The 12607-nt window shown below is 74.4% G+C and carries 13 protein-coding genes and 1 pseudogene; 10 read left to right on the top strand and 4 right to left on the bottom strand.

Translation table 11 applies throughout. The features are described 5' to 3' along the window. Positions 1-17: 17 nt before the first annotated feature. Both AB0910_RS10405 and AB0910_RS10400 read right to left on the bottom strand, forming a co-directional pair. Positions 18-443, bottom strand: a complete 426-nt coding sequence (locus tag AB0910_RS10405; RefSeq protein WP_366744127.1) for an ATP-binding protein — start codon at positions 441-443, stop codon at positions 18-20. A 235-nt stretch (positions 444-678) separates the two neighbouring features. Then, positions 679-1839 carry an 8-amino-7-oxononanoate synthase gene (locus AB0910_RS10400; RefSeq protein WP_366744126.1) on the bottom strand — a complete coding sequence of 387 codons (1161 nt, stop codon included), beginning with the start codon at positions 1837-1839 and terminating at the stop codon, positions 679-681. Between the two features lie 144 nt (positions 1840-1983). On the opposite strand from AB0910_RS10400, the gene bioB reads away from it, so the two are divergent. The 4 genes from bioB to AB0910_RS10380 all read left to right on the top strand — a co-directional run bounded on the left by bioB (position 1984) and on the right by AB0910_RS10380 (position 5700). Then, on the top strand, positions 1984-3243 hold the full coding sequence (gene bioB, locus AB0910_RS10395) for a biotin synthase BioB (protein ID WP_366744125.1): 1260 nt from the start codon (positions 1984-1986) through the stop codon (positions 3241-3243). Then, entirely contained in the window at positions 3236-4543 is a 1308-nt protein-coding gene (locus AB0910_RS10390) for an adenosylmethionine--8-amino-7-oxononanoate transaminase (protein WP_366744124.1), read from the top strand. Before bioB ends, AB0910_RS10390 begins: the two co-directional genes overlap by 8 nt. A gap of 1 nt (position 4544) precedes the next feature. After that, positions 4545-5279 carry a dethiobiotin synthase gene (gene bioD / locus AB0910_RS10385; protein WP_366744123.1) on the top strand — a complete coding sequence of 245 codons (735 nt, stop codon included), beginning with the start codon at positions 4545-4547 and terminating at the stop codon, positions 5277-5279. Positions 5280-5355: 76 nt separating this feature from the next. Beyond that, entirely contained in the window at positions 5356-5700 is a 345-nt protein-coding gene (locus AB0910_RS10380) for a VOC family protein (protein WP_366744122.1), read from the top strand. 55 nt (positions 5701-5755) lie between these two features. Here AB0910_RS10380 and AB0910_RS10375 read toward each other — a convergent pair whose 3' ends face one another. Beyond that, positions 5756-6340 (bottom strand): TerD family protein, encoded by a 585-nt coding sequence (locus AB0910_RS10375; RefSeq protein ID WP_366744121.1) that lies wholly within the window; start codon positions 6338-6340, stop codon positions 5756-5758. Positions 6341-6612: 272 nt separating this feature from the next. Next, the gene (locus tag AB0910_RS10370; RefSeq protein ID WP_366744309.1) at positions 6613-6750 is read right to left on the bottom strand and encodes a hypothetical protein; all 138 of its coding nucleotides are present in this window, start codon (positions 6748-6750) and stop codon (positions 6613-6615) included. On the opposite strand from AB0910_RS10370, the gene AB0910_RS10365 reads away from it, so the two are divergent. The 6 genes and pseudogenes from AB0910_RS10365 to AB0910_RS10340 form a co-directional block, all read left to right on the top strand. Further along, positions 6710-6961, top strand: a complete 252-nt coding sequence (locus AB0910_RS10365; RefSeq protein ID WP_366744298.1) for a hypothetical protein — start codon at positions 6710-6712, stop codon at positions 6959-6961. The two genes, AB0910_RS10370 and AB0910_RS10365, sit on opposite strands and share 41 nt — an antisense overlap. A 246-nt stretch (positions 6962-7207) precedes the next feature. After that, complete coding sequence (locus tag AB0910_RS10360) at positions 7208-8569, top strand: hemolysin family protein (RefSeq protein WP_366744120.1); 1362 nt, start codon at positions 7208-7210, stop codon at positions 8567-8569. After that, positions 8566-9579, top strand: coding sequence for a hemolysin family protein (locus AB0910_RS10355; RefSeq protein WP_366744119.1), 1014 nt, complete (start codon positions 8566-8568; stop codon positions 9577-9579). The genes AB0910_RS10360 and AB0910_RS10355 overlap by 4 nt, the downstream gene beginning before the upstream one ends. A 412-nt stretch (positions 9580-9991) precedes the next feature. Then, the gene (locus AB0910_RS10350; RefSeq protein WP_366744118.1) at positions 9992-10789 is read left to right on the top strand and encodes an SGNH/GDSL hydrolase family protein; all 798 of its coding nucleotides are present in this window, start codon (positions 9992-9994) and stop codon (positions 10787-10789) included. Between the two features lie 10 nt (positions 10790-10799). After that, positions 10800-12239 carry an adenylosuccinate lyase gene (gene purB, locus AB0910_RS10345; protein WP_366744117.1) on the top strand — a complete coding sequence of 480 codons (1440 nt, stop codon included), beginning with the start codon at positions 10800-10802 and terminating at the stop codon, positions 12237-12239. 5 nt (positions 12240-12244) lie between these two features. Next, positions 12245-12529 (top strand): annotated as a pseudogene (locus AB0910_RS10340) (mismatch-specific DNA-glycosylase); the annotation flags it as partial. Positions 12530-12607 lie beyond the last annotated feature (78 nt).

Genomic DNA, 12607 nt, shown 5'->3' with positions numbered 1-12607 from the left:
GGCACGCTCGGCAGGCCTCAGGCCGCCGCCACCCAGGGCAGCGTGATCCAGACCGTCTTGCCGCCCTCGGGCGTCGGGGTGACCGAGAGCCGCCCGCCGCACTCGGCGGCCAGCCAGCGGACGATCACCATGCCGCGCCCGTTGTCCTGCTGCACGGCCGCCGGCAGCCGCCTCGGCCAGCGCGGATGGCTGTCGGTGACGCCGATCCTGAGGCGCTCGTGGCGGTCGAGCGCCACGTCCACGGTGAAGGTGGGCGAGGTACCGAAGGTGTGCAGCACCGCGTTGGTGACAAGTTCGGAGACGACCAGGCGGACCGTTTCAGCAGTCTCCGCCTCCACCGGGAGGCCCCACTCCGTGAGGAGTTCTGCGACATATCTGCGGGCCACCGGGACCGAGGCGGGCTCGCTCGGCAGTGTGACGGATGCTTCCTGGTGGTCTGCCATGGCGGGGCTGTCCCTTTTCCACCGGGCGGGGCCCGGGTGCGAGTGCGGGCACGGGGTCGCACGCGCGGCGCGGACGGAGCGGTCCGCCCCGCGTCGGCGTGCGGTCCATGCTGCCGCCGGGCCCGCCCATTCGCCGGGATATGCCGCATCTGTCGCCCGAAGCAGTGAACTGTTCGATACTCGGCCGGTTGTGGGCCCGCGACACCGGCCGGGCCCCGCCCCGGGCGGCGAACGCTCAGTGTTCGGGCGCGGTTTCGACGATCGTACGGACGGCCCGGCCGAGTTCGCCGTCCGTGAGGTCGGCGCGTGCGGTCAGCCGGATCCGGGAGATCCCGTCGGGTACGGACGGCGGCCGGAAGCATCCCACGGCGAGGCCGGCGCGGCGGCAGCCGGCCGCCCATGCGGCGGCCGCGTGCGGCGAGGGCGCCCGCACGGACACCACCGCCGCTTCCGGGCGGACCGCCTGGAGTCCCGCCGCGGTCAGCGCGGTGTGCAGGGTACGGGCCACCTCCCGCGCGCGCTCGGCGAGGTGCGGCTCCGCCCGCAGGCAGCGCAGCGCCGCGAGCGCCGCGCCTGCGGCCGCGGGCGCGAGCCCGGTGTCGAAGATGAACGTCCGCGCGGTGTTGACCAGGTGCTCGATCACGGCCGCCGGGCCGAGGACCGCGCCACCCTGGCTGCCGAGGGACTTGGAGAGGGTCACCGTGGCGACGACGCCGCCGGGGAGCCGCCCCCCGGCGTCCGCGAGCCCCGCGGCGTGCAGCGCCCCGCGCCCGCCGGGCCCGAGGACGCCGAGTCCGTGCGCCTCGTCCACCAGGAGCGCGGCGCCGCGCGTACGGCAGACGTCGGCGAGCATGCGCAGCGGGGCCGCGTCACCATCCACGGAGAAGACCGCGTCGGTGACGAGGAGGGCCCGTCCGCCGCCGTACGCGTCGAGGGCCTTGCCGACCGCTTCGGGATCGGCGTGCGGCACGACGGAGGTCTGCGCGCGAGAGAGGCGGCAGCCGTCCACGATCGAGGCGTGGTTGCCCGCGTCGGAGAGGAGCAGGGAGCCGCGCGCGGTCAGCGCGGTGAGGGCCGCGAGGTTGGCCGCGTACCCGGAGGAGAACACGAGGGCGGCCTCGAAGCCGCAGTGCGCGGCGAGTTCGCGCTCCAGCTCGGCGTGGAGCGCGGTGCTGCCCGTCACCAGGCGCGAGCCGGTGGCGCCCGCGCCCCAGCGCAGCGCGGCGTCGGCGGCCGCCTCGGTGACCGAGGGGCGGCGGGCGAGGCCCAGGTAGTCGTTGCTCGCCAGGTCGAGCACGTCGCTGTGCTCGGGGCGCGGCCGCAGGGCCCGTACGAGTCCCGAGCCCTCCCGCTCGCGCGCGGCTTCCTCGGTCCAGGCGAAGGGGTCGTGGGCCATGGCGTCGGGTCCTTTTGTAGGCAGTGCACAGACACTAACCGGAGGCAAACCGTCCCGAGGTGTGGTCATGTCCACACTTCGCAGTGGTCGTTTTGGTGGCTTCCACCCTGGCACCGCGTGACGGCCGTCCGCGAGGATCGGTTCATGGATCTGCTGAAGACACTGGTGGAGAAGGGGCTGCGGCGCGAGCAGCCGACGCGCGAGGAAGCCCTCGCGGTGCTCGCGACCTCCGACGACGAGCTGCTCGACGTGGTGGCAGCGGCCGGAAAGGTGCGCCGCCAGTGGTTCGGGCGGCGGGTGAAGCTCAACTACCTCGTCAACCTCAAGTCCGGCCTGTGCCCTGAGGACTGCTCGTACTGCTCGCAGCGGCTCGGGTCGACCGCGGACATCCTCAAGTACACCTGGCTGAAGCCCGACGAGGCGTCGCGTGCCGCGGCGGCCGGGGTCGCGGGCGGCGCGAAGCGGGTGTGCCTGGTGGCGAGCGGACGCGGTCCGACGGACCGCGACATCGACCGCGTCTCGAAGACCATCGAGGCGATCAAGGAGGAGAACGAGGGCGTCGAGGTGTGCGCCTGCCTCGGCCTGCTCTCCGCCGGGCAGGGCGAGCGCCTCAAGTCGGCGGGCGCCGACGCGTACAACCACAACCTCAACACCTCGGAATCCACCTACGGGGACATCACGACCACCCACACCTACGCGGACCGGGTGGAGACGGTGCACCGCGCGCAGGCGGCCGGGCTCTCCGCGTGCTCGGGGCTGATCGCCGGCATGGGCGAGAGCGACGCCGACCTGGTCGACGTGGTGTTCTCGCTGCGCGCGCTGGACCCGGACTCGGTGCCGGTGAACTTCCTCATCCCCTTCGAGGGCACACCGCTCGCCGAGGAGTGGAACCTGACGCCGCAGCGCTGCCTGCGGATCCTCGCGATGGCGCGGTTCGTCTGCCCGGACGTGGAGGTCAGGCTCGCGGGCGGCCGCGAGGTGCACCTGCGCTCCCTCCAGCCCCTGGCGCTGCACCTGGTCAACTCGATCTTCCTCGGCGACTACCTCACCAGTGAGGGCCAGGAGGGCAAGAAGGACCTGGAGATGATCGCGGACGCCGGCTTCACGGTCGAGGGCGCGGACGAGACGACGCTGCCCGCGCACCGCGCGGAGGCGGCGGGCCACGGCTGCGGCGAGGGCCGCGCCTGCGCGGGCGCGGGAGACGGCGCTGCGGCAGAGGGCGCGGCGGCGGACCGCTCACCGGACGGCGCGCACGCGGCGGACGGCTGCGGGGCCGCGGGCTCCCCCTGCGGGCCGGAGGCGCCGGAGGCGCCGGAGCAGGGTGCCGCGGCGGAGGGCGCGCGCACGGACCTGGTGGCGGTGCGGCGCAGGGGCGCGGGGACGGACCTGGCGCCGAATGCCTGAGCCGCTCGCCCCCGGCGGCCTCGCCGTACCCGAACTCCTGGCACTGGACCGGGCCCATGTGTGGCACCCCTACGGCCCGATGCCGGGCCGCGCTGACCCGCTCGTCGTCACCTCTGCCTCCGGAGTGCGGCTGCGGCTCGCCGAGCCCGCCGAGGGCCACGGCGAGCTGGTCGACGGCATGTCGTCGTGGTGGTCGGCCATCCACGGCTACAACCACCCGGTGCTCAACGAGGCGGCCCGCGACCAGCTCGGCCGGATGAGCCATGTGATGTTCGGCGGGCTCACACACGAGCCCGCCGTGCGGCTCGCCGCCCGGCTCGTGGAGATCACCCCGGAGCCGCTGCGCCATGTCTTCCTCGCCGACTCGGGCTCGGTTTCGGTCGAGGTGGCCCTCAAGATGTGCCTGCAGTACTGGCGTTCGCTCGGCCGCCCCGAGAAGCACCGGCTGCTGACCTGGCGCGGCGGCTACCACGGCGACACCTGGCACCCCATGTCGGTGTGCGACCCCGAGGGCGGCATGCACGAGCTGTGGTCCGGGGCGCTGCCGCGGCAGGTCTTCGCCGAGGCGCCGCCCGCGGCGTACGAGGAGGCGTACGCGGACGCGCTGCGGGAGACCGTCGCGCGGCACGCGCACGAGACGGCCGCCGTGGTGGTGGAGCCCGTGGTGCAGGGCGCGGGCGGCATGCGCTTCCACTCCCCCGCCTATCTGCGGGTGCTGCGCGAGGCGTGCGACGAGCACGGTGTGCTGCTGGTGTTCGACGAGATCGCCACCGGGTTCGGGCGTACGGGCACCTTGTTCGCCGCCGACCAGGCGTCCGTCGCGCCCGATGTGATGTGCGTGGGCAAGGCCCTGACCGGTGGATACGTCACGATGGCGGCGACGCTGTGCACGGAGCGGGTGGCCGCGGGCATCTCGCGCGGCGACGTGCCCGTGCTGGCGCACGGCCCGACGTTCATGGGCAACCCGCTCGCCTCCGCCCTCGCCTGCGCCTCCCTCGACCTGCTGCTCGGCCAGGACTGGGCGGGCGAGGTCAAGCGCATCGAGGCGGGCCTCGGCGAGGGTCTCGCCGGGGCGGCCCTGCTGCCCGGTGTGCGGGACGTGCGGGTGCTCGGGGCCATCGGGGTGGTGCAGCTCGACCACGAGGTGGACCTGGCGGCCGCGACGGCCGCCGCGGTACGCGAGGGCGTGTGGCTGCGGCCGTTCCGCGACCTCGTGTACACGATGCCGCCCTATGTGACGGGCGACGACGACCTGGCGACGATCTGCCGCGCGGTGACCGCGGCGGCTCGGGAGGGCTGAGATGCCGGTGGTGGTGGTCTCCGGCACGGACACGGAGATCGGCAAGACGATGGTGACGGCGGCGGTCGCCGCGCTCGCGGCCTCCGCCGGGCGGTCCGTCGCGCTGCTCAAGCCCGCGCAGACCGGGCTCGCGCCCGGCGAGGAGGGGGACGTCGCGCTCGCAGGGCGGCTCGCGGGACCGGTCGCGACCTTCGAACTGGCCAGGTTTCCCGACCCGTTGGCACCAGACACGGCGGCGAGGCGGGCGGGCGCCGAGCCGGTGCGGCCGGTGGACGTCGCCGAGGCGGCGCAGAAGCTGGCGGCCGAGCACGACCTGGTCCTGGTGGAGGGCGCGGGCGGGCTGCTCGTACGCTTCGACGGGGAGGGCGGCACGCTCGCCGACGCGGCCCGGCTGCTCGGCGCTCCGGTGCTCGTCGTCGTACGGGCCGGGCTCGGCACGCTCAACGCGACGGCGCTGACGGCGGAGGCGCTGGAGCACCGGGGCGTCGGCGCGCTCGGCGCGGTCATCGGCAGCTGGCCGAACTCCCCCGACCTCGCGCAACGGTGCAACCTCGTGGACCTGCCTGCCGTCTCGGGCATGCCGCTGCTCGGCGCGCTCCCGCAGGGCGCCGGGGCGCTCGCGCCAGCCGGCTTCCGCGCTGCGGCGGCCGGCTGGCTCGCTCCCACGCTCGGCGGGACCTGGGACGCGGACGCCTTCAGCGCCCGCTTCGCACCGCAGGACGCGCGGGGCGCCTGACAGGCGGCCGCCGCGGCGCGGGAGCCGGCGGGCGCGAGCGCCGGACAGCGGCAACGGACGCTCGTAGACTCGGCGTATGCGTGCAAGCCTCGACGAGATCGTCTTCGACTGCGCCGACCCGGCGGCGCTCGCCCGGTTCTGGGCGGCGCTGCTCGGCGCAGAGCCGGTGGACCGGGAGCCGCACTGGTCGTACGTGGACCCGCCCGACCTGCCGCGGCTCGCCTTCCAGCGGGTGCCGGAGCCGAAGGCGGCGAAGAACAGGCTCCATCTGGACCTGGCGCCCGACGACATCCCCGGGGCGACGGCGGAGGCCGTGGCGCTGGGCGCGACCGCGCTCGGCGAGCTGGTGGTCGACACCTACGGGCGCTTCCAGGTGCTCCAGGACCCCCAGGGCAACGAGTTCTGCTTCGTCGGCTCCTGACCGCGCCGTTCTGCGCGCCGGGACGCGCCCCGGGGGCCCTGGTGCGGGCAGCCGGTCAGCTGCCCATGGCGAACCGCATCAGCGAGGCGGTGTCGCCCTGCTTGACCTTGCCGCGGCGGTTGACGACCTCCAGCTTCCAGGAGGCGCCGTCCCGGAACGCCTTGGCCACGGCCACCGCGTTGCCGTCGCCGAGCAGCGAGGGCCAGATGTCGGCGACCTGCTGCGTGCTGCCGCCCGTCGCGTCGTAGATCTTCAGCGAGACGTTGGCCGCCTTCTCCAGGGCGCTGCCCTTCTTGAACGCGGCGCACACGAAGACGATCGACGTCACGTTGGACGGCACGTCGGCGAAGGTGACGTCGACGGTCTCGTCGTCGCCGTCGCCGCGCCCCGTCTGATTGTCGCCCGAGTGGACGACCGAGCCGTTGCCGAGCGGGTCGAGGGAGCCGAGGCCCGCGTAGCGCACGGGCTCGTTGCCCTGCATGAGGACGGCGACGGCGTCGAGGTCGACGCCGCGCTGCTTCTTCGCCCAGCCGACGATGCCGCCGCTGCCGCCCGAGGACGTGTCCCAGGAGGCGCCGACCCCCATCTTCGTCACGCCCGTCAGGTCGGCGGCGCCGTCGTCCTTGGTCAGTGTGATCATGTCCCCTCCTCCGGCCCGGCCGTGCCCCCGCACGGGGGCCGCGTCTCGCGGACGGCCGGGCCGTCCGAGGTGCGCATCCTGATGTCGGCCCTGACCGCCGGCGCGTGCGCCTGCGGCAGTCCCCGCAACGGATCGTAGCCGCAGGCGTCCACCACAGGTCCTGGCGGGCCGTCACGACCGAGGAACCGCTCTCGTCGGGTCCGGTCCCGCCGGGCCAGGGCATCCGGGGCCGGGTCCGGGTCCGCCCGTGGGCCGCCGGGCAGGTCAGGCGGTCACAGGCACCAGCCGCGCAGCTCGTCCGCGATGGCGGTGACGTCCGCCGTGCCGTCCCTGACGAGCCTGGCCACGTCGCGCACGCTCTCGGGCGAGGTGGCGGCCTTCTGGCGCGCCGCCGCGGAGGGGTCGAACATCAGCGACGACGGGGCGGGCGTGGCCCGACTGCTGAAGCGCGACCCCTGCGCGCTGCTCGCGGCGGCCGAGGAGCGCTTCGCCTCGCTCGGCGGGCGGCGCGGCGATGCGCTGGTGCCGGACCGCAACGGCCTCGCGCACCACGCCCGGCGGGCCGCCGGGTACGCGCCGGAGCCGCAGTGGACGCGCCGGGTCAAGCCGCTGACCGGCTGACACCCCGCGCCGCTTTGCCGTTCCTTTACCATAAGGGGGCATGCGTGCTCTGTCCGTGCACCCCGCCGTGCCCGGCAGGGGCGCGGGCACCGTGACGACCCCGGGCCGACAGGCCCCGACCCCCGGAAGGTGTGAACGTCCGCCCATGGGCGAGCCTCCCTGCAACCGTGGCCGAGCAACCCCGCAGGAGACCGGGCGCCGCGCGCGCGGCAGCCTCCTGACCGATCATGGGACGGAGGTGAACCGATGACCGAGGTCCTCCTGCTCGCCGTGGCGGTGCTGCTCTCGCTGCTGTGCGGCGGGTTCGTCGCAGCGGAGTTCTCGCTGACCACCGTGGAGCGCAGCGACCTGGAGCGCGCCGCCGAGCGCGGCGAGCGCGGGGCCGCCGGCGCGCTGCGGGCCGTGCGCAGCCTGACGTTCCAGCTCTCCGGCTCCCAGCTGGGCATCACCGTGACCAACCTGGTCGTCGGCATGCTGGCGGAGCCGTCCGTGGCCCGGCTGATCCGCGGCCCGGTGGAGGCGGCAGGGCTCTCGCCGTCCGCCGCCTCGTCCCTCGCCCTGGTGATCGGCACGGCGCTGTCCACCGTCTTCCTGATGGTCGTCGGCGAGCTCGTGCCGAAGAACTGGGCGATCTCCTCCCCGGTCGCCGTGGCGAAGGTGGTCGCGACGCCCCAGTCGTACTTCACCACCGTCTTCCGGCCCTTCATCGGGCACCTCAACGCGATGGCCAACCGGATCGTGCGCCGCCTCGGCCTCGAACCGACCGAGGAGCTGGCCTCGGCGCGCTCCCCGCAGGAGCTGGTCGCGCTGGCCCGGCACTCCGTGAAGGAGGGCGCGCTCGAACCCGACGCCGCCGAGCTGTTCGTACGCACCCTCAGCCTCGCGGAGCTGACGGCGGAGAACGTGATGACGCCGCGCGTCCAGGTCGTCGCACTCGACGCGCAGGCCAGCGCCGAGGACGTCGCGAACGCCACCAGGGCGACCGGCCTCTCCCGCTTCCCCGTCCACCGGGGCGGCCTCGACACGGTGGTGGGCACGGCCCACATCAAGGACGTCCTCGCGGTGCCCGCCGCTGAGCGGCCGCGCCGCCCGGTCACCTCGCTGATGCGCGAGCCCCTGCTCGTGCCGGAGACGCTCACCGTCGACCGGCTGCTGGACCGGCTCACCGGGCGGCGCACCATGGCCGTGGTGATCGACGAGTACGGCGGCACCGCGGGGGTGGTGACGCTCGAGGACATCGTCGAGGAGGTCGTCGGCGAGGTGCGGGACGAGCACGACCCGCACGAGACGGCCGACCTGGCGCGCGTCGGCGACGACGCGGCGGGCCGCGCGCTGTGGTCGGCCGACGGCGCCGTGCGGACGGACCAGCTGGAGGCGGTCGGACTGCGGGTGCCTGAGGGGCCCTACGAGACGCTCGCCGGGTTCGTCGCCGCCGCGCTCGGCAGGATCCCCGCCGAGGACGACGTGGTCGACACGGAGGACGGCTGGCGCTTCGAGGTGTCGGACGCGCGCGGCAGGCGTGCGGCGAGGGTGACGCTGCGGGCGCCGCTGCCCGCCGGGGAGCAGGGGGACGGCGCTCCCGGGCGCGGCGAGGGAGGAGCGCGGTGACCGCGGTCCAGCTGATCATCGGCCTGCTGACGCTGGTGGTGAACGCCTTCTTCGTCGGCGCGGAGTTCTCGCTCGTGTCCGTGCGCCGCAGCCAGGTCGAGCCGCTGGCTGAGGAGGGCGACAAGCGCGCACGCACCGTGCTGTGGGGGCTCGAACACGTCTCGGCGCTGCTGGCCGCGGCGCAGCTCGGCATCACCCTGTGCACGCTGGTCCTCGGCATCGTCGCGGAGCCCGCCATCGAGCACCTGCTGGAGCCGGTCTTCCACGCCGCGGGGCTGCCGGCAGGCGCCGGGCGCACCATCGCGTTCGTGATCGCGCTCGTCCTGGCGACGTATCTGCACATGCTGCTCGGCGAGATGGTGCCGAAGAACGTCGCCCTGGCCGAGCCCGCGCGGGCCGCGCTGCTGCTCGGGCCGCCGCTCGTGGGGCTCGCGCGGGCGCTGAAGCCGGTGATCTTCGCGATCAACTCCTTCGCCAACGCCCTGCTGAGGCTGGCGCGGGTCGACACGAGGGACGAGGTGGCAGCGGCGTTCTCCGGGGACGAGCTGGGGCGTCTCGTCACGGAGACCAGCCATGCGGGGCTGCTCGACGACCGGGCGTCCGAGCGGCTGCACGACGCGCTCGAACTCGGCAGGCGGCCGGTGCGCGACGTGGTGACGCCGCTGGCCCGGGTGGTCACCGCGCGCCTCGGGGTGTCGCCCGACGGACTCGAACGGCTCTCGGCCGAGTCCGGCTTCTCCCGCTTTCCCGTGGTCGACTCGAACCGGCGCATCCTCGGCTACCTGCACGTCAAGGACGCGCTCGACGCCGTCGACCGCGACCGCCCGTTCGCCGTGGCCGAGATGCGGCAGATCGCCAGGGTGCGGGACGCCACCCCGATGGACGACGTGCTCACCGCGATGCGCCGCAGCCGCACCCACCAGGCGGCGGTGCTCGACGAGGACGGCAGGCTGAAGGGCCTGGTGACCATGGAGGACGTGCTGCGCGAGCTGGTCGGCAGGCACTCCTGACGCCTTCGGGCTCCCGTGACCCGGCGCCGGTACAGCCCGAGGCCAGGCTCCGGCAGCCCGGGGGCCCGGCTCCGACAGCCCCCATGGGCCTCCCAGGGGCTCATCCGGGCGCGCGCGGAACCTCCCCGGGTCCTTCTGCCTCCGGTCCCGGGCGGCTTCGGGCGGCACGGCGGCCCGGGGTCCCGGCTCCGGGCGCTCAGGGGCCGCTTGGGGGCCTCCCAAGGTCTCCCGCGCAGCAGTACCGAGCGGCTTCGGGTGGCACCGGCGGCCCCAGGGACCGACGCCGACGGTCCCCGCCCCCGGTCCCACGGACCAGTACCCGCGACCCCGGGGACGGCCCCGCGGACCGGCGCCGACCGCCCCGCGCAGCGGCCTCGGCGGGTTGCTACCGCGCGGTAGGATCGTCCGCGTCATGGAGACGACGGACGAATACACCAGCTTCGCGGCGGTCGGGGACTCCTTCACCGAGGGCATGTCGGACCTGCTGCCGGACGGCTCGTACCGGGGCTGGGCCGATCTGCTCGCGGCCCGCTTCGCCGAGCGGAACCCCGATTTCCGGTACGCGAACCTCGCGGTCCGCGGCAAGCTGATCGGCCAGATCGTCGATGAGCAGGTCGGCCTCGCGGCGTCGATGACGCCCGACCTGATCACCCTGGTCGGCGGGCTCAACGACGTGCTGCGCCCCACGGTGGACATGGGCCGCGTGCGGGGCCTGCTCGACGAGGCAGTGGAGCGGCTGCGCCCGGCCTGCAGGCAGCTGGTGCTGATGCGCAGCCCAGGCCGCAACGGACCCGTGATGGAGCGCGTGCGGCCGCGCATGGAGGAGCTGTTCGCGCACATCGACGCGCTGGCGGCCCGGCACGGCGCGCTCGTCGTCGACCTGTACGGGACGCCGGTCCTCGGCGACCAGCGGATGTGGGGCGTGGACCGGCTCCACCCGACCGCCGAGGGGCACCGGCGGATCGCCGAGGCGGTGTGGGAGACCCTGGGCTACGAGGCGCGGCACGACTGGCGCGCCGCGCTGCCGCCGCACGTGCCGCCGCGCTGGCTGCTGCGGCGCGGCAGCGACCTGCGGTTCGCGAAGGAGTACCTGTGGCCGTGGATCGTACGGCGCGCGACCGGCCGCTCGTCGGGCGACGGGCGCCCGCCCAAGCGCCCGGAGCTGCTGCCGTACGGGGCCGGGACCGGGGCAGGACCGGCGCCCCAGTAAAATCGTCACTGTGACACTCTCCGCGAAGCCACGCATCCCCAATGTCCTTGCCGGCCGCTACGCCTCCACCGAGCTCGCCGTCGTCTGGTCCCCCGAGCACAAGGTGAAGCTGGAGCGGCAGCTGTGGCTCGCCGTGCTGCGGGCGCAGCAGGACCTCGGCATCGAGGTGCCGGCGTCCGCGGTCGCCGACTACGAGCGCGTCGTCGACCAGGTCGACCTGGCGTCGATCGCCGAGCGCGAGAGGGTCACGCGGCACGATGTGAAGGCGCGGATCGAGGAGTTCAACGCCCTCGCCGGGCACGAGCAGATCCACAAGGGCATGACCTCGCGTGACCTCACGGAGAACGTGGAGCAGCTCCAGGTACGCGTCTCGCTCGAACTGGTGCGGGACCGCACGGTCGCGGTCCTCGCGCGGCTCGGCAGGCTGGCGGCCGAGCACGGGGCGCTGGTGATGGCGGGCCGCTCGCACAACGTCGCCGCGCAGGCCATCACGCTCGGCAAGCGCTTCGCGACCGCCGCGGACGAGCTGCTCGTGGCGTACGGGCGGCTCGACGACCTGCTCGGCCGGTACCCGCTGCGCGGGATCAAGGGCCCGGTCGGCACCTCGCAGGACATGCTCGACCTGCTGGGCGGCGATACGGCGGACCTCGCCGACCTGGAGCGCAGGATCGCGGGACACCTCGGCTTCGCGAGGGAGTTCACCTCCGTCGGGCAGGTCTACCCGCGCTCCCTCGACTACGACGTCGTCTCGACGCTGGTGCAGCTCGCGGCTGCCCCGTCCTCCCTCGCCAAGACGATCCGGCTGATGGCCGGGCACGAGCTGGTCACCGAGGGGTTCAAGCCGGGCCAGGTCGGCTCGTCGGCGATGCCGCACAAGATGAACACCCGCTCCTGCGAGCGCGTCAACGGCCTGATGGTGATCCTGCGGGGCTACGCGTCCATGACGGGCGAGCTCGCCGGCGACCAGTGGAACGAGGGCGACGTGTCCTGCTCCGTGGTGCGCAGGGTGGCGCTGCCCGACGCGTTCTTCGCGTTCGACGGGCTGCTGGAGACCTTCCTCACGGTGCTCGACGAGTTCGGCGCCTTCCCCGCCGTCGTGGCGCGGGAGCTCGACCGCTACCTGCCGTTCCTCGCGACCACGAAGGTCCTGATGGCCGCCGTGCGCGCGGGAGTCGGCCGGGAGGCCGCGCACGAGGTCATCAAGGAGCACGCGGTCGCCTCCGCGCTGGCCATGCGCGAGCAGGGCGCCGAGCGCAACGAACTCCTGGACCGCCTCGCCGCAGACGACCGCATGCCGCTCGACCGGGCACGGCTCGACGCGCTGATGGCGGACAAGCTCTCCTTCACCGGCGCCGCCGAGAGCCAGATCGCCTCCGTCGTGGCGCGCGTCGAGGAGATCGCCGAGCAGCACCCGGACGCGGCCGGATACACCCCCGGCTCGATCCTCTGACCGGGGTGGCAGGCAAGGAGCCCGCCCCGCGCGTCACCCCGGCGGAACTGGAGGCCGCGCGCGGCCGCCTCGTCCCCGACGTGGCGGCGCCCGGCCTGCGGGTGCTGTTCTGCGGCATCAACCCGGGCCTGCTGTCGGCTGCGCTGGGCCACCACTTCGCCAGGCCGGGCAACCGCTTCTGGCCCGTGCTGCACCGCTCGGGCTTCACCCCGCGGCAGCTGCGCCCCGACGAGCAGGACCAACTGCTCGCGTACGGCCTCGGCATCACCAACGTCGTGGCGCGGGCCACGCCCCCGAGGTGATCTGCTCCCGCAGGCTCTCCACCACCTGAGCCGACAGGCTCGCCGCGCGGCGAGGTGCCCGAAGAT

It is taken from the genome of Streptomyces sp. NPDC047002 (assembly GCF_040704505.1).
GTDB lineage: Bacteria > Actinomycetota > Actinomycetes > Streptomycetales > Streptomycetaceae > Streptomyces.
This window is presented reverse-complemented; position numbering and strand designations above follow the sequence as displayed.